This is a genomic window from Nonomuraea sp. NPDC049378, assembly GCF_055586745.1.
Genome location: NZ_JBVJHP010000007.1, coordinates 23,585 through 39,943, shown reverse-complemented (window position 1 = coordinate 39,943; position 16,359 = coordinate 23,585). Strand labels below are relative to the sequence as shown.

Below are 16,359 nucleotides of genomic sequence, written 5' to 3'. Positions count from 1 at the left end.
AGGAGCCACTGTGCGAGTCGTCGTCATCGGTGCGGGGGTGGTCGGTGCCGCGGTCGCGGCCGGTCTGACCCGGCGCGGCGCGCAGGTCACCGTCCTGGAGGCCCGGACCCCGGGCTCCGGTACGACGTCCACCTCGGTCGCGTGGATCAACGCCAACAACAAGACGCCGAAGGAGTACTTCGACCTCAACCACGCCGCCGTCTGGGCGCACCACCAGCTGCCCGGCGACTGGCACTTCCCCATGGGCAACCTCGAGTGCGCGGCCACCGACGAGCACAAGGGCCTGCTGGAGGAGCGCGTGGCGCGGCTGCTGGCCCTGGGCTACCCGGTCGAGCGGGTGACCGCCCGGCGGGCGCGGGCGCTGGAGCCCGACCTGGTGCCGCCGCCCGGCGGCGCCGAGTACGTGTTCTTCCCCGGCGAGGCGTACGTGCTGCCGCTGCGGCTGCTCGGCCGGCTGCTCGGCGAGGCCCGCGACCGTGGCGCGGTGGTCGAGTGCGGGGCCGAGGTCACGGCCGTCGAGACGGCACCGGCGGGCGCCAAGGTGACGCTGGCCGACGGGCGCACGTTCGCCGGCGACGTGGTGGTCACGTGCGCGGGCCGCTGGACGCAGCGGGTGGCCGCGCTGGCCGGGGCGGACGTGCCCATGCTGGATCCCGCCGTGTCCGGGACGGTCACCAACGGGTTCCTGGTCACCACGTCGCCGGTGCCTGCCCGGCTGTCCCGGGTGCTCACCACCGGCGGGCTCAACCTGCGCCCCGACGGCGGGGGCCGGCTGCTGCTGCAGGCGCTGCAGCTGGACGGGCTGGCCGACCCGGCGCTCCCGGTGCCGGGCGAGGTCGTCGACGAGGTGCTCGGCCTGCTGCCGAAGGTGCTGCGCGCGACCGAGGGGGCCACGGCGGAGCGGGCGGTCGTCGGCCAGCGGGCGATGCCGGGTGACGGGCTCACCGTGGCCGGCTTCGCCGACGCCGGCCGGCGCGTCTACACGGTGGCCACGCACAGCGGGGTGACGCTGGCGCCGCTGCTGATGGAGGAGGTGGCGGGCGAGCTGTTCGGGGAGGAGTCCGCGCTGCTGTCGCCGTTCCGTCCCGGCCGCTTCGCCGACGGCGCCGTACGTCCCGCCCCGGCCCCGGCCCGCCGCCCCGGCCAGCAGTGACCGGGACCCCGGCCGGTCCAGGACCTTGGGCAGGGCCGGTTCGGGACCCTGTCCGGGGCCGGTTCAGGGCCCCGGACAGGCCGGTTCGGGGCGGGACGCGGAGGTCACGTGACCGGGAGCCGGGCCGTCCAGTCCGTCACCCGCCGCAGGAACGTCGTCGCGGTCGGCAGGTGAGCGTCGCCCGGGGACAGCACCACGGCGTGGAACGCGTGCGGCATGCCGTCGTAGACGTCGAGCGCCGTGTCGACGCCGGCGGCGCAGGCGGCCTCGGCGAAGCGCCGGGAGTCGTCGAGGAGCACCTCGTCGCCGCCCGCGACGATGAGGAGGGGCGGCAGGCCGCGCAGATCGCCGTGGAGAGGCGACTGCGGCCCCCGGTCGGGGCGCGCGCCCGCGAGATACTGCTCGCCGATGGGGCCCATGATGTCCGGGTCGATGAGGTCGCGGCCCTTGTTGGCGCGGATGGACGGGCTCGAAACCGTGAAGTCGGTGACGGGGGAGACCGCCACGGCGCCCCCGGGCAGAGGCTCGCCGGCCACGGCGAGCACCAGGAGCGCCGACAGCAGCAGCGTCCCGCCGGCCGACTCGCCGGCGAGCAGGATCCGCTCGGCGGGCACCTCCTGGGCGAGCAGGCTCCGGTGGACGGCCACCACGTCCTCGACGGCCGCGGGGTAGGGGTGGGCCGGCGCGAGCCGGTAGTCGACCGCCAGGGCGGGACGGCCCGTCGCCTGGGAGAGACGGTAGGCCATGATCTGCTCCATGGCCGGGTTGCTGTGGGAGAAGCCCCCGCCGTGCACGTAGATCGTGACGCCCGCCTCGAGCTTCGCGCCGGGTGCGGTGACCCACACGCCGGGGACGCCGCCGGTCCGCGGCAGGACGGGGGTCATGTCGGCGTCGGCGTCGAGCGTGGGCGGGTCGGTGAACAACGTGCCGAGGTGGGAGCGTACGGCGGCTTTGGCTTCGGGCGTGATGGAGACGTGTGCGAGCTGCACGAAGGGGTTCCTTCGATCAAGGTGTGGACGAGCACGGGTGAGCACGGCGTGGCGGTGGCGTCGGTGCCTCGGGCACGCGGGGATGAGCCGGGGGAGGCTCATGCGGGTCCGTACCAGGGCGCTGGGCGCCGTCATGGGCACGGAGGCGTCACGCGGGGCGCGAGAAGATCAGATGAGGCCCGTGAACATAGAGATCAACCCCCGGGTGTCAGGTGCCGTCCACCCGCCGCCGTCCACCTGGCGGCGTCACACGACACGTCGAGCATTACATCCGTGCCGCCGTGCGGTGTCAAGCACCGCCTGCGTCCTCACACTGGAATATTGGGGCTTGTGGGGTGGAGTGTCCTGTTCTACGGTGTCGTCTGTCGACAGACGACAGATTGGCAGGTTCGATGTCCCCCCCACGTGACCGCAAGGGATTGCCGGAAGGCTTCGACAGCTCGGTGTTCCAATCTCGCCGGTTCGCCGACGAGGTCGCCACGATCATCCGGCAGCTCATCCTGTCCGGCCAGTTCGAGCCGGGAGAGCGGCTGAACGAGCTCAACCTCGCCGAGACGCTGTCGATCAGCAGATCGCCGATCAGGGAGGCGTTGCAGGCGCTGGCCGCCGAAGGCCTCGTGCGCGCCGTGCCCGGCCGGGGCATGTTCGTCGCGGCTTTCGACGCCGTCGCCATCGACCAGCTGGCAGAAGTGCGCCAGGCGCTGGAATGCAAGGCCGCCAGGCTGGCCGCCGAGCGCGCCGACGACGACCTGCTCGACGCGCTCGGCCGGCTGCTGGCCAGCACCAAGGCGGCCCTGGCCGACCCCGATCACCCGTACCCACGCGATCTGGACTTCCACCAGCAGGTTCTCGACATGAGCGGCAACCTGAAGCTGGTGGAGACGGCCAGGAGCGTGTCGAGGCAGTTCCAGCTCGCCCGGGCCCGATCGGGCGAGTCCCCGCCCTGCGCCAAGGCCGCCTTCGAGGAGCACTACCGCATCTACGAGGCGATACGCGCACGCGATCCGGAGGAGGCCGACGCGGCCATGCACGCCCACCTGGAGGCGTCACGGCAGAACGTCAGGCAGTTGTTCGAGGGGATGGCCGGCGATCTGCGAGACGCCGGCGCCCGCCGGCTGAACCTGGGGCGGCAGGAGGGGGGCCCGCCGTGAAACGCGCCCGTATGATCATCGATGGCCGCGCGGAGGACGGCGCCGACCGCTTCGCGTCGATCAATCCCTACACCGGCCGGGAGTGGGCGACCGTGCCCGCCGCGACCCCCGGCGACGTCGGCCGCGCCGTCGACGCCGCCCGCGGAGCCTTCCACGAGACCTGGCGCACCACGCCGGGCGTGCGGCGCGCCCAGCTCATGACCGCCCTGGCCGACCTGCTGGAGTCGCATGGCGACGCCCTGGCCACGATGGAGAGCAGCGACAACGGCAAGGTCATCCGCGAGACCCGCAACCAGATGACCTTCGCCGCGCGCAACCTGCGCTTCTTCGCCGGCTACGCCGACAAGATCTACGGCAGGACCGTGCCGCTGGACCACCCCGGCATGTTCGACTTCACCCGCCGCCGTCCCTACGGCGTCGCCGGGATCGTCACCGCCTGGAACTCGCCGATCGCCTTGCTGGCCAACAAGCTGCCCGCCGCGCTCGCCACGGGCAACACCGTCGTGGTCAAGCCGTCGGAGCACGCGTCGGTGACGACCTGCGAGCTGGGCCTGCTGGCCGCCGAGGCCGGTTTCCCGCCCGGCGTGGTCAACGTCGTCACGGGCGACGGGGCGGTGGGCGACGCGCTGACCGCCCATCCCGGCATCGACAAGATCAGCTTCACCGGAGGGAGCGCGACGGGCGCGCGCGTGGCCGAGGCCGCGGCCCGCCGCCTGATCCCGCTCACGCTCGAACTCGGCGGCAAGTCACCCAACATCGTCTTCGACGACGCCGACCTCGACCGCGCGATCGTCGGCGCCGTCGCGGGGATCTTCGCCGCGGCCGGGCAGACGTGCATAGCCGGCTCGCGCCTGCTGGTGCACCGCCCCATCTACGAGCAGGTGAGCGAGGCCATCGTCGCGCGCGCCCGCGCGATCCGCCTGGGCGACCCGCTCGACCCGGAGACCGAGATGGGCCCGGTGGCCAACCGCCCCCAGTTCGACCGGATCCTCGCTCTCATCGAGGCCGGCCGCGACGACGGCGCCACCCTGCTCACCGGCGGCCACGCCGCGGAAGGGCCAGGCCGAGGCCTGTTCATCCAGCCGACCGTCTTCGGCGACGTCTCGCCGGACATGCGCGTCGCCGCGGAGGAGATCTTCGGCCCGGTGCTGTCCATCATCCCCTTCGACGACGAGGACGAGGCCGTCCGCATCGCCAACGCCACCGACTACGGTCTCGCCGCCGGCGTCTGGACCCGCGACCTGGACCGAGCGCACCGCGTCGCCGACCGCCTGGAAGCCGGCTCGATCTGGGTCAACACCTACCGTTCCACCGCCGCCCAGGCCCCGTTCGGCGGCGTCAAGCGCAGCGGCTACGGGCGCGAGCGCGGCGAGGAGGCGCTCGCCGAGTACACCTACGTGCAGAACGTGATGATCGACTACTCGGGCTCCGCCAGGGACCCGTTCTCCATCCGCACCTGACCACCCCCTCCCAACGCTGCGACACCCTCCATCACTCCCTCACGGAGGTGACCCATGTCCGGACAGAGCCGGCGCGTCGCGCTGGCGACCCTGGTCGGGACCACAGTCGAGTGGTACGACTTCTTCATTTACGGAACTTCCGCCGCCCTGGTTCTGAACAAGCTGTTCTTCCCCGAGTTCTCGCCCACCGCGGGCACCCTGCTGGCTTTCGCCACGTTCGCCACCGGCTGGCTGGCCCGGCCGATCGGCGGCGTGCTGGCCGGTCACTTCGGCGACAAGCTCAGCAGGAAGACGATGCTCGTCGTCACCGTCGTCGGCATGGGCGTGGCCACGATGCTCATCGGCGTCCTGCCGACGTACGCGAGCATCGGTGTCGCCGCGCCCGCACTGCTGGTGGCGCTCCGCGTGTTCCAAGGGCTGGCCGTCGGCGGAGAGTACGGCGGAGCCGTCGTCATGGCCGTGGAGCACGCCCCCGAAGGGCGCCGCGGTCTGGCGGCGAGCTGGCCGCAGATGGGGGTGACTGCCGGGCTCGTGCTCGGCACGGCCGTCTTCTACGCCTTCCTCACCGCCATGCCGGAGGCGAGCTTCCAGGCCTGGGGCTGGCGCGTGCCGTTCCTGCTCAGCTTCGTGCTCGTCCTGGTCGGACTCGTGATCAGGATGCGGATCGTGGAGAGCCCCGCCTTCGAGAACGCCAAGCAGACGCAGGCCGTCGTGCGCCTGCCGCTGGCCGAGGTCGTCAGGCGCCATCCCGGCAGGGTCGTGCTGCTCATCGCCGCACACATCGCGCCCAACACCTACTTCTACACCTTCGCCACCTTCATCCTCGCCTACGCCACGACCACGCTCGGGTTCTCCAGCAGCACCGTGCTGGTCGCGGTCAGCGTCGCCGCGCTGATCGAGACGTTCACGCTGCCGGCGTTCGCGCACCTCTCCGACCGGGTCGGCAGGCGGCCGGTGTACATCGGCGGCCTGGCCTTCCTCGCGGCGTGCACGTTCCCCTTCTTCTGGCTGGCCGGCCAGGGATCGGGGCCGCTGCTGTTCGCCGGCATCGCCGTCTGCATGGCCGTCGGGCACGCCGCGGTGTACGGCACGCAGGCCAGCTTCTTCTCCGAGCTGTTCCCGACCTCGGTCCGCTACACGGGCCTCTCCCTCGGCTACCAGGTGGCCGGCGCGCTGTTCGGCGGGCCGTTGCCCTTGATCGCGACCGCGCTCGTCGGGGTCGGCGACGGCGGTCCCTGGTACTTCGCCGGGTACATGGCGTTCACCGCCGTGATCAGCGCGGTGGCCGCGTACCTGGCGCCCGAGACCTCGCGCCTGCGCATCGCCGACGCGCGGCCGGCCACGGCGGCCGGCGAGGGCGACTCCGCGTACGCGCCGAGCCGCTGAGACTCACCCCTGACGAAAGGAAGATCCCTTGTCCATGACGGAGACCGACGTCGTCGTTGTCGGCGCGGGCAACGCGGGGCTGGTGGCGGCGCTGGCCGCGCACGAGGCCGGCGCCCGCGTGATCGTGCTGGAGGCGGCCGAGGAGGACGAACGCGGCGGCAACAGCCGCTTCTCCGGCGGCATCTTCCGCGCCGCCCACGACGGCCTGGAGTCGATACGCCCGCTGCTGACCGAGTCGGACGAGAAGGTGCTGTCCAAGGTGTCCGTCGCGCCGTACAGCAGGCAGCGCTACGCGGGCGACTGGCTGGCCACCTCCATGGGCCGCCCGCCGCGCGAACTGGTCGACACCGTGGTCGACGGGTCCTTCGAGACGCTCGAATGGATGCGGCGGCAGGGCGTGGAATGGGAACTCACCGCCAACAAGCTCTTCGACCTGGACAACCTGGACGGCGTCTACGCGCTGCCGCCCGGCGGCGCCATCCGCGCCAAGGGCGAGGGGGTCGGCCTGATGGAGCGGCTGTTCGCCGCCGTCGAGCGGGCCGGCATCGAGATCCGGTACGACGCGCCCGCCGCCGGTCTGATCACCAGTGGCGCGACCGTCGACGGCGTGCTCGTGCGCCGGCAGAACGGCTTCGACGAGGTTCGCGGGGCGGTCGTGCTGGCCAGCGGCGGGTTCGAGGCCAACCCCGAAATGCGGCTGCGTTACCTCGGCCCCGGCTGGGACCTGGTGAAGGTACGCGGTACCCGGTTCAACATGGGCACGATGCTCGCCCAGGCGCTGCACGCCGGAGCCCAGCCGGCCGGCCACTGGGGCGGCTGCCACGCCAGCCCGCAGGACGCCGCGCACCCGCCCGTGGGCGACCTGCGCATGACCGACAAGCTGAGCCGCTACTCCTACCCGTACGCGCTCCTGGTCAACGGGGAGGGCCGGCGCTTCGTCGACGAGGGCGAGACCGAGGTCTGGCTGACCTACGCCAAGACCGGCAGCGCGATCATGCGGCAGACCGGCGGCGTCGCCTACCAGGTCTTCGACCAGAAGACCGTCCACCTGCTCGAACCCCGCTACCGCACCGGAACGCCCGTCGAGGCCGGCACGCTCGCGGAGCTGGCCGGGCGGCTCGGCGTGCCGGCGAACGCGCTGGCCGAGACGGTCTCGACGTTCAACCGTGCCGTCTCGGCCGACGCCGGGTCCCGGTTCGATCCGATGCGGCTGGACGGTGTCTCGGCGGAGCCGGCCGGGCAGCCGCCCAAGTCGAACTGGGCCCAGACGCTGGACGAACCGCCTTTCGTGGCCTACGCGGTCACCTGCGGCATCACCTTCACCTACGGCGGGCTGAAGATCGACACCCAGGCGCGCGTCGTGGACACGACGGGACGGCCGATGCCCGGCCTGTACGCCACGGGGGAGATCGCCGGCGACTTCTTCTACCACAACTACGCCGCGGGCTCGGGGCTCGTGCGCGGCGCGGTGTTCGGCAGGATCGCCGGGGGGAACGCGGCGGCGCGGGCCGCCGGTGGTACCGGGTGAGCGCCCTTCGCGCGCTGCTCGGCTCAGGACGGCTGCTCGTCGTGCCCGGCGCCGCCAACGCCCTGACCGCGCGGGTGATCGAGGACTGCGGTTTCGAGAGCGTCTACGTCACCGGCGCGGGGCTGGCCAACAGCCATCTGGCGGTTCCCGACATCGGGCTGCTGACCTTCAGCGAACTGCTCGCACACGTGGCGGCGATCCGCGAGGCGGTGAGCGTGCCGCTCATCGTCGACGCCGACACGGGCTTCGGCAACCCGATCAACGTCCGCCGCACCGTCCGCGACCTGGAACGGGCCGGCGCAGGCGCGATCCAGATCGAGGATCAGAGTTTCCCCAAACGGTGCGGCCACTTCGCCGGCAAGAGCGTCGTCCCCGCCGGGGAGATGATCGCCAAGATCCGGGCCGCGGTGGACGCCAGGCGCGACGACGGCACCCTGATCGTCGCGCGCACCGACGCGCGCGCCGTGGCCGGGATAGAGGAGGCCTGCGCCAGGGCCAACGCCTACCGCGCGGCGGGCGCCGACGTGGTGTTCGTCGAGGCGCCGCGCTCGGAAGCGGAGGTGGAGCAGGTCGCGGCCAAGGTGCGCGGGCCGCAGGTCATCAACCTGGTGCACGGTGGTGTCACGCCCATGCTGCCCGAGCGGCGGCTGCGCGAGCTGGGGTTCGCGATCGCGCTGCACGCCAACCTGCCGCTGCTGGCCGGGCTGAAGGGCATCCAGGACGCGCTGCACACGCTGCGCGCGGGAACCGCTCCCGGCGAGTCGCAGCTCGCCAGCTGGGCCGAGCGGCAGCGGCTGGTCAGACGGCCGGAGTTCGAGGTGCTCGAGGCCCGGTACGCCACCTCGTCCCCGTCGGAGGAAGGAACGTCATGAGCACCAGACTCGGTTTCGTCGGCCTCGGCGTCATGGGCGGGCCCATGTGCCGTAACCTCGTGCGCCGCGCGGGCGTCCCGGTGACCGCGTTCGATCTTGACGCGAAGGCGCTGGACGCCGCAGGGGCGGACAGGGCGGGCTCGGCCGCGGAGGTGGCCGAGCGCAGCGACCTCGTCTTCCTGTCGCTGCCCGGCGGACCCCAGGTGGAGGCCGTCGTCCTGAACGAGCTGCTGCCGCGCGCGCGGGCGGGACAGACCATCGTGGACCTGAGCACCTCGCCCGTCGAACTGGCGCAGCGCCTCGCGGCGCGGCTGGCCGAGGCGGACGTCGCCTTCCTCGACGCGCCCGTCGCCCGCACCCGGCAGGCGGCCGTCGACGGCACGCTGAGCATCACCGTGGGCGCGCCCGACGCCGCCGCGTTCGCCCGCGTCGAACCGTACCTGCGCCACCTGGCGACCGAGGTGCGGCACTGCGGCCCGCCCGGCGCGGGCGCCCTGGTCAAGCTGGTGAACAACCTGGTCGTCTTCGAGACCGTCGTGGCGCTGGCCGAGGCCGTCACGCTGGCCAGGCGCACGGGGCTGGTGGACGACGCCACGCTCTTCGACGCGCTCGCGGCCGGCTCGGCGGCGAGCTTCGCCCTGGACAACCACGGCCGCAAGGCGCTGCAGCCGGACACCCACCCGCGCGGCGCCTTCCCCGCCGCCTACATGCGCAAGGACATCGGGTACGCCCTCGACCTGGCCGAGCGTGCGGGCCTGCGACTGCCCGCCGGGCGGCTCGCGCACGATCTGCTCGGCACCGCCTGCGCGCGAGGGCATGCCGAGGAGTACCACACCGTCGTCGTCAAAGTGATCGACCAGTGAGGTGAAGACCATGACAGCCCCGGCGCACGAGGTCTACGCGGTCAAGTTCGGCCAGCATCCCGGCGGCAAACGAGCGCAGTACTTCCACGGCTCCGCCGCCGAGCCGCTGGAGAAGCCCACCCAGCTCGACTACTTCGTCTGGCTGATCAGGTCGCCCGGCCAGAACCCGAGCCGCGACATCGTGGTCGACGCGGGGTTCACCGCGGAGACGGCGGCGCGCCGCGGCCGCGAGCACTGGCAGGCCCCGTCGCGGGCGCTGGAAGGGCTCGGCGCCGACTGCTCGGCCGTGCCGTACGTGATCCTTTCCCACTTCCACTACGACCACGTCGGCGACGTGGAAGCGTTCACCGGCGCCAAGTTCGTCGTTCAGGCCAGGGAAATGGCCTTCTGGACCGGCAGGCACGCCGCCCGCCACGAGTTCCGCAGGCTCGTCGAGCGCGCCGACATCGAGCGGCTGGCCGGATACGCGCTCGACGGCCGGGTGTTGTTCGTGGACGGAGAGCACGACGTGGTGCCCGGTGTGCGCGTGCACCACGTCGGCGGGCACACCGCCGGGCTGCAGATCGTCAGCGTGGCCACCGCGCGCGGCACCGTCGTGCTGGCCGCCGACGCCTCGCACCTGTACGCCAACGTCGAGGACGACGCGCCTTTCGGCGTCCTGACCGACCTGCCCGCGATGTACGACACCTTCGACCGCATGCGCGCCCTGGCCGCCGCTCCCGAGCTCATCGTGCCCGGGCACGATCCCGAGGTGCTGGCCAGGTTCGACCCGGTCGACGGCTTCGAGGGCCGGGCCGTCCGCATCGCATGACCCTGGGGAGGAACACCGATGGCTGACAACATGTGGGAGCCCGTGTGCGTCGTGGGGCTGGGCGCGATGGGCGGCGCCGTGGCGGCCCGCCTGGCCGCCGCCGGTCGCGAGGTCGTCGGCTACGACCTGGACGAGGTGGCCGTGCGCCGGGCGGCAGAGGCGGGCGTGACCGTCTCGGCCGGCCCGGCAGAGGCGGTCACGGGCGCGCGCACCGTCATCACCAGCCTGCCCGACGCGGCGGCGGTGCGCGCCGCGTGGTGCGGGCCCGGCGGACTCGTGCGGCATGCGGCGCCCGGTACGTTCGCCGTCGAGCTGAGCACGATCGACCCCGGCACGATGCGCGAGATCGCCGTCCCGGCGCGCGCGGCTGGGCTGCGCGTGGTCGACTGCGCGGTCAGCGGCGGGCCGGAGGAGGCGGCCGCGGGCGCGCTGGCGCTGATCGCCGGGGCCTGGGAGGCGGACCTGCGTGACCTCGAACCGCTGCTGGGCCGGATCGGCACGTCCGTCGCGCACACCGGTGACGTCGGGACGGGCAAGGTGGTCAAGCTCGTCAACAACCTGATGTCGATGGCCAACGTGCTCGTCGCGGCCGAGGCCTTCCAGATCGGCGTGGCCGCGGGCGTCGAACCGGAGCGGCTCTTCGACGTGTTGTCGCGGAGCGGGGGACGCTCGCACCATTTCACCAAGAGGTTCCCATGGGCCATCGCCGGCGACTTCCGCCCGCGCTTCACCGTCGCGCTCGGCGAGAAGGACCTCGGGCTCGGGCTCGACCTGGCCCGCTCGGTCGGCGTGCCCGCTCCCGCGGCATCCGTCGCGCGCTCGATGTACGCGATGGCCGTCGCTGAGGGGCTGGCCGGCCAGGACATCGTCGCGCTGAACCGGCTGTACCAGCGGTGGGCGGAGCGAGCGCATGAGTGAGCCGATTCCCGCCGTGCTGATGCGCGGCGGCACGAGCAAGGGCCTGTTCCTGCACGCGCGCGACCTGCCGCCGGCGGGCCCCGCCCGCGACGCCCTCATCCTCGACCTCATGGGCAGCCCCGACCCGATGCAGATCGACGGGCTCGGCGGCACGCACTCCAGCACCAGCAAGGTCGTCGTGGTCGAGCCGGGGGGCGACGGCGATGACGTGTGGTACTGGTTCGCCCAGGTCGGGGTGGACCGGCCGATCGTGGACTGGTCGGGCAACTGCGGCAACCTCACCTCGGCCGTCGGGCCGTTCGCCGTGGACGAAGGACTGGTGACGGCCGTCGAACCGGTGACGCGGGTGCGGCTGCGCAACGGCAACACCGGCGTGCGCATCCTGGCCGAGGTGCCGGTGCGCGACGGCAGGGCGCGCGCCGCCGGGACGCACCACATCCCGGGCGTCAGGCGGCCCGGCGCCCCGATCGTCACCCGCTACCTCGGCCTCGGGCCCTGCTATCCCGCGTCGGGGCCCGTGTCGCTGCTGGACGGCGAGGACGGGCCCGTCGAGGTGACCATCCTGGACGTCACCCACCCGTACGTGTTCGCCCGCGCCGAAGACCTGCGAGTGGACCTCGGCGCAGCGCCGCCCGCCGCGCTCGGCGCGGACGGCGCCCTGCTGGCCAGGCTGGAACGACTGCGCGGCGCGGCGGCGGTGGCGCTGGGCCGCGCCGCGCAGCCGGACGAGGCGGCCAGGGACTCGCCGATCGTGCCGCGCATCGCGCTCGTCGGCGAACCCCTGGACGACGGTCACCACGTCGCCGCGCTCGGCGTGTCCATGGGCAGGATCCACCACGCGCTGCCGATGACGGCCGCGCTGTGCCTGGGCGCCGCCGTGCGCCTGCCCGGCACCGTCCCGTCGGGGGTGGCGCGCGGTGTGAGCGACGCAACGGTCCGCGTCAGGCATCCGCGCGGTGTCGTCGAGGTGCTGGCCGACGTCGATCCCGCGGCGTCGCCGCCCGTGCGGTCGGTGGGCGCGGTCAGGACCGCCCGCCGTCTCATGGAGGGGCGGGTGCACCCGGGCGGCGACTGATCGCGGCGACGCGGGTTCCCGTCCGGGCTGAGCGGGTACGCGTACCTCCTCCCGTGAGAAAGGCCTGGGGTACGGCGATGATCGAGAAACTGGCCGAGCTGGGCGAATTCGGCGCGCAGGCCGCCGTCGCCCTCACCCGCAACGGGTTGCTGCGACCGACCCATCCGGCCGCGCTCGCCCGCGTGGTGGAGGCGTACCGGCATTTCCACGTGACCCCGGCCGCCGGGCTGGCGATGGCGGCGCCGCGCTGGCCGGACCGGCAGGCCGTGGTGGACGAGGACGGCGCGCTCACGTTCGCCGAGCTGGACGGGCGCGCCGCCGCGCTGGCCGCCGGCCTGCACCACCGGCTCGGCGTGGAGCCGGGAACGACGGTGGCGGTCATGTGGCCCAACCACCGCGGGTTCGCGGAGGCGGTCGCGGCCGTGTCCCGGCTGGGCGCGGACCTGCTGCTGCTCAACACGGGGCTGGCCGGGCCGGCCCTGCGCGACGTGCTGCGCCGCGAACAGGCCGACGTGCTCGTCGCCGCGCCCGGCCTGCCGCCGGTGGACTTCGCGGGGCGGCGGGCCGGCGACCTGGACGAGCTCATGCGCTCCGCCGCCCCGCCCCCTCCGGTGCCGCGGCGGCCGGGACGGCTGGTGCTGCTCACCTCGGGCACGACCGGCCTGCCCAAGGGCGCGCCCCGGCGGCTGTCGGTGGCGGAGCTGGCCGAGCCGTTCGTCGCGATGCTGGCCACCGTGCCGGTGCGCGGCGGCGAGCCGATGCTCATCGCGCCGCCGCTGTTCCACGGGCTCGGCATCCTCTGGTACGCGGTCGCGCTCGTGCTCGGATGCCCCGTCGTCCTGATGCGCCGCTTCGACCCCGACGCCGTGCTCGACGCCCTGGAGCGGCACCGGGCCGGCGCGCTGGTGGCCGTGCCGGCCATGCTGTCGCGGCTGCTGGCCCGCGCGCCCCGTGACCTGCCCGGCCTGCGGGTGGTGGTCTCCGGCGGTGCCGCGCTCCGGCCCGACCTGGCCACCGCGTTCATGGACGCCTACGGCGACGTGCTCTACAACCTGTACGGCTCCACCGAGGCCGGCTGGGCCGCCCTCGCCACGCCCGAGGACTTGCGGGAGGCCCCTGACACGATCGGCCGCCCGCCGCGCGGCGCCACCGTGCGGATCGCGGGACCGGACGGGGAGGAGCTGCCGGCGGGCGAGACGGGGCGGGTTCTGGTCGGCGGCGGGCTGGCGTTCGGCGCGCGGGCGGGCGAGCTGATGGGCACCGGCGACCTGGGCCACCGGGACGGGGGAGGGCTGCTGTTCATCGACGGCCGCGACGACGACATGATCGTCTCCGGCGGTGAGAACGTCTTCCCGCAGGAGGTGGAGAACCTCCTGGCCCGCCTGCCGGGCGTCGCCGACGTGGCCGTGCTGGGCGTGCCCGACGAGGAGTACGGCCGGCGCCTGGCGGCATATGTGGTCGCCGAGGAGGGCGTCACGCTGTCGGCCGACGAGCTCAAGAGCGCGGTGAAGGCGGAACTGGCGGGTTTCAAGGTGCCCCGCGACGTCGTGTTCGTGCCGTCGGTCCCGCGCAACCCGACCGGTAAGGTCGACCGCTCCCGGCTCACCGGCCGCTGAGCCCGCCGCAGGGCTCACCGGCCGCTGGGCGGGCAGTGGGGGCTCACCGGCCGCGGGGCCCGGGGGCCCGCCGAGGTCCGCCGGGCGCCCGGGCCCGCGCCTGCCTGCGCGCCCGGCGGGTCAGGCGCTCTCGGGGAACGAGGCCGTCCCGTGAGGGTTGTCGATGACGTAGCGCCACTGGCCGTCGGGGCCGCGCCGGACGACGTCGGTGGCGGTGCCGGACATGTCGATCCGGCTGCCGTCCCCGGCGGTGCCCCGCATCGACCAGTCAACGATGAGCAGGGCGATGTCGCCGGCGACGTACACGTGCCGGGGGCGCGCCTCGATCGGCAGGCCGAAGCTTCGCAGGTGCTGGTTGGCGGCCAGGCGCCCGGCACCGGTGACGGGATGGCCGGGGACCGGCACGAGGACGGCGTCGTCTTCGTAGACGTGGTCGAGGGCCTGAGCGTCACGGGCGTTCATGGCCGCCACGAAGCGGGCGGCGGCGCTGCCGGGGTCGCCTGCGAGCACCACGCGAGGCCGGGAAGTGTCATGAGCGTTCATGACAAAATGATCATATCACGGATGGGGGTCGCCTGCGTCGGCGAGGGCGAGGTCGAGCGTGGCCAGCGCGCCGCCTTCCGGCGGGTTGGCGAAGGTGAGGCGGGCGCCCAGCACGCCGGCCTGGCCGGCGGCGATGGTCAGGCCCAGGCCGTGACCCGCGGTCGTCCGGTCGCCGCCCTTGCGGAATCGCGCCGGCCCGTCGCGCAGCAGATGGCCGGGGAATCCGGGGCCGCGGTCGTGGACGGTGACGCGGGCTCCGTCGACCACCACGGTGATCGGCGGCCGGCCGTGGAGGGCGGCGTTGGTGAGCAGGTTGGCCAGGATGCGCTCCAGGCGGCGCGGGTCGGTGGCCACGACGGCGCCGGCGCGGACCACGACCCGCGCGTCGGGGGCGAGCGCCGCCGCGCGGTGCGTGGTGAACTCCCCGAGGGCGACGTCGGACAGGGCGGGGCGTTCCGTGGCGGTGTCCAGGCGGGCCACCTCCAGTACGTCCTCGACGAGGGCGCGCAGGGCCTGGGTGCGCTCCCGCACGATGTCGGTCATCCTGCCGGGCGGCAGGAGTTCGGCGGCGGTGGTGAGGCCGGTGAGCGGGGTGCGCAGCTCGTGGGCGATGTCGGCGGTGACCCGGCGTTCGGCTTCGAGGCGGGCCCGCAGGGCGCCGGCCATCGCGTCGACGGCGTGGGCGAGCTCGGTGGCCTCGTCGTGGGAGCGGCCGCCGATCGCCGCGCCCACCCGGACGGTGGGGTCGCCGGCGCTGACGTGGCGGGCGGCGGTCGCCGCCCGGCGCAGCCGGTCCGACAGGCGCGCGCCGATGGCGATCCCGGCCAGGGTGCCGCCGGCGACGACCGCGGCCGAGCCCAGCAGCAGGACCCGGTCGAGCGCGGCCAGGTCATCGAGGCTGTGCCGGTAGTCGGAGCGCAACGACAGCACGTGGTCGCCGGTGCCGGCCGCCGCCCAGACGAAGGTGCCCTCGGAGGTCTGGCGCAGCGCGGTGGCGACCTGCCCGTCCCGTACCGCCGCGCGCAGATCAGCCGGCACGGCCGGGTCGTCCAGCCGGCTGCCGAAGGCCGGCTGGCTGCCGCGGTGATATTCGCGCAGCAGCAGCTGGATGCGTTCGGCCTGCAGGCGGTGGGCGTCGTCGGCCTGCTTGCGGGCGTAGGCGAGATGGACGATGAGGCTCAGCGCCACCGCCACGACGACGCTGACCGCGGCGACCGTGGCACTGATCTTCCAGCGCAGGCTCATCCGCCGTGCCCCCGTGGCCCGCCGCAGCCTCACTCGCCCTCCGCGCGCAGCTTGTAGCCGAAGCCGCGCACCGTCTCGATGCGTTCGCCGCCGATCTTGTTGCGCAGCCGCTGCACGTGGATGTCGGCCAGCCGGGAGTCGCCGCCGTAGGCGTAGTCCCAGACGCTTGCCAGCAGCACGTCCCTGCTGAGCACCGTGCCGGGCGACTCGGCGAAGCGCAGCAGCAGCCGCATCTCGGTCGGGGTGAGAGCCACCGGCCTGCCGCCGCGCAGCACCCGCATGCCGTCGACGTCGATCTCCACGTCGCCGAAGCGCAGCGGGCGGGCGCGCCGCCCGGCCGGAGCGCCGGCCTGAGCGGTGCGAGCGCTGCGGCGCAGCACCGCGCGAATGCGGGCCAGCAGCACCGAGCCGTCGAAGGGCTTGGTCACGTAGTCGTCGGCGCCCGCCTCCAGCCCGACCACCACGTCGACGGCGTCGTCCCGGGCCGACAGCATGATCACCGGGACGAGGCTCTCCTCGCGGATGCGCCGGCACAGGCTCACTCCGTTCATGCCCGGCAGCATCACGTCCAGCAGCACCACGTCGGGGGTGCGGGCGCGGAAGGACTCCAGGCCGGCTATCCCGTCGGCGGCGGTCGTGACCGTCAGGCCGTCGCGTTCGAGGGTCAGCTGGGTCACTTCCCTGATCACCTCGTCGTCCTCGACGAACAACACGTGCGGGGTCTCGGTGGCGTCCATGAAATCTCTGTT

15 protein-coding genes are annotated in these 16,359 nt (G+C 73.7%); 11 read left to right on the top strand and 4 right to left on the bottom strand.

Annotation, left to right across the window (positions count from 1 at the left end):
• Positions 1 to 10: 10 nt before the first annotated feature.
• Complete coding sequence (locus tag ACZ6SA_RS16555) at positions 11 to 1,153, top strand: NAD(P)/FAD-dependent oxidoreductase (protein ID WP_465828680.1); 1,143 nt, start codon at positions 11 to 13, stop codon at positions 1,151 to 1,153.
• A 104-nt stretch (positions 1,154 to 1,257) separates the two neighbouring features.
• Here the strand turns inward: ACZ6SA_RS16555 and ACZ6SA_RS16550 are convergent, their stop codons facing one another.
• Positions 1,258 to 2,142, bottom strand: coding sequence for an alpha/beta hydrolase (locus tag ACZ6SA_RS16550; protein ID WP_465828679.1), 885 nt, complete (start codon positions 2,140 to 2,142; stop codon positions 1,258 to 1,260).
• 392 nt (positions 2,143 to 2,534) lie between these two features.
• On the opposite strand from ACZ6SA_RS16550, the gene ACZ6SA_RS16545 reads away from it, so the two are divergent.
• The 10 genes from ACZ6SA_RS16545 to ACZ6SA_RS16500 all read left to right on the top strand — a co-directional run bounded on the left by ACZ6SA_RS16545 (position 2,535) and on the right by ACZ6SA_RS16500 (position 13,822).
• Positions 2,535 to 3,293, top strand: coding sequence for a GntR family transcriptional regulator (locus ACZ6SA_RS16545; RefSeq protein WP_465828678.1), 759 nt, complete (start codon positions 2,535 to 2,537; stop codon positions 3,291 to 3,293).
• Positions 3,290 to 4,753, top strand: a complete 1,464-nt coding sequence (locus ACZ6SA_RS16540; RefSeq protein WP_465828676.1) for an aldehyde dehydrogenase — start codon at positions 3,290 to 3,292, stop codon at positions 4,751 to 4,753. Before ACZ6SA_RS16545 ends, ACZ6SA_RS16540 begins: the two co-directional genes overlap by 4 nt.
• A gap of 54 nt (positions 4,754 to 4,807) precedes the next feature.
• A complete protein-coding gene (locus tag ACZ6SA_RS16535; RefSeq protein ID WP_347650091.1) occupies positions 4,808 to 6,139 on the top strand; it encodes an MFS transporter in 1,332 nt (443 codons plus the stop codon).
• A 34-nt stretch (positions 6,140 to 6,173) separates the two neighbouring features.
• Positions 6,174 to 7,667, top strand: coding sequence for an FAD-dependent tricarballylate dehydrogenase TcuA (gene tcuA, locus ACZ6SA_RS16530; RefSeq protein ID WP_465828674.1), 1,494 nt, complete (start codon positions 6,174 to 6,176; stop codon positions 7,665 to 7,667).
• Positions 7,664 to 8,539, top strand: a complete 876-nt coding sequence (locus ACZ6SA_RS16525; protein ID WP_465828672.1) for an isocitrate lyase/PEP mutase family protein — start codon at positions 7,664 to 7,666, stop codon at positions 8,537 to 8,539. Before tcuA ends, ACZ6SA_RS16525 begins: the two co-directional genes overlap by 4 nt.
• On the top strand, positions 8,536 to 9,402 hold the full coding sequence (locus ACZ6SA_RS16520; RefSeq protein WP_465828671.1) for an NAD(P)-dependent oxidoreductase: 867 nt from the start codon (positions 8,536 to 8,538) through the stop codon (positions 9,400 to 9,402). The genes ACZ6SA_RS16525 and ACZ6SA_RS16520 overlap by 4 nt, the downstream gene beginning before the upstream one ends.
• A gap of 10 nt (positions 9,403 to 9,412) precedes the next feature.
• Positions 9,413 to 10,213, top strand: a complete 801-nt coding sequence (locus tag ACZ6SA_RS16515) for an N-acyl homoserine lactonase family protein (protein WP_465828670.1) — start codon at positions 9,413 to 9,415, stop codon at positions 10,211 to 10,213.
• Between the two features lie 18 nt (positions 10,214 to 10,231).
• Complete coding sequence (locus ACZ6SA_RS16510) at positions 10,232 to 11,131, top strand: NAD(P)-dependent oxidoreductase (RefSeq protein ID WP_347650086.1); 900 nt, start codon at positions 10,232 to 10,234, stop codon at positions 11,129 to 11,131.
• Positions 11,124 to 12,206 carry a PrpF domain-containing protein gene (locus ACZ6SA_RS16505; RefSeq protein ID WP_347650085.1) on the top strand — a complete coding sequence of 361 codons (1,083 nt, stop codon included), beginning with the start codon at positions 11,124 to 11,126 and terminating at the stop codon, positions 12,204 to 12,206. The genes ACZ6SA_RS16510 and ACZ6SA_RS16505 overlap by 8 nt, the downstream gene beginning before the upstream one ends.
• A gap of 77 nt (positions 12,207 to 12,283) precedes the next feature.
• Positions 12,284 to 13,822, top strand: a complete 1,539-nt coding sequence (locus ACZ6SA_RS16500) for an AMP-binding protein (protein ID WP_465828668.1) — start codon at positions 12,284 to 12,286, stop codon at positions 13,820 to 13,822.
• 120 nt (positions 13,823 to 13,942) lie between these two features.
• Here the strand turns inward: ACZ6SA_RS16500 and ACZ6SA_RS16495 are convergent, their stop codons facing one another.
• From ACZ6SA_RS16495 to cseB, 3 genes are read right to left on the bottom strand one after another with little or no spacing between them, the layout of a single operon-like run.
• On the bottom strand, positions 13,943 to 14,365 hold the full coding sequence (locus ACZ6SA_RS16495; RefSeq protein WP_465828667.1) for a YybH family protein: 423 nt from the start codon (positions 14,363 to 14,365) through the stop codon (positions 13,943 to 13,945).
• 15 nt (positions 14,366 to 14,380) lie between these two features.
• The gene (locus ACZ6SA_RS16490; RefSeq protein WP_465828665.1) at positions 14,381 to 15,643 is read right to left on the bottom strand and encodes a sensor histidine kinase; all 1,263 of its coding nucleotides are present in this window, start codon (positions 15,641 to 15,643) and stop codon (positions 14,381 to 14,383) included.
• Positions 15,640 to 16,347, bottom strand: coding sequence for a two-component system response regulator CseB (gene cseB / locus ACZ6SA_RS16485; RefSeq protein ID WP_465828663.1), 708 nt, complete (start codon positions 16,345 to 16,347; stop codon positions 15,640 to 15,642). The genes ACZ6SA_RS16490 and cseB overlap by 4 nt, the downstream gene beginning before the upstream one ends.
• Positions 16,348 to 16,359: the final 12 nt, after the last annotated feature.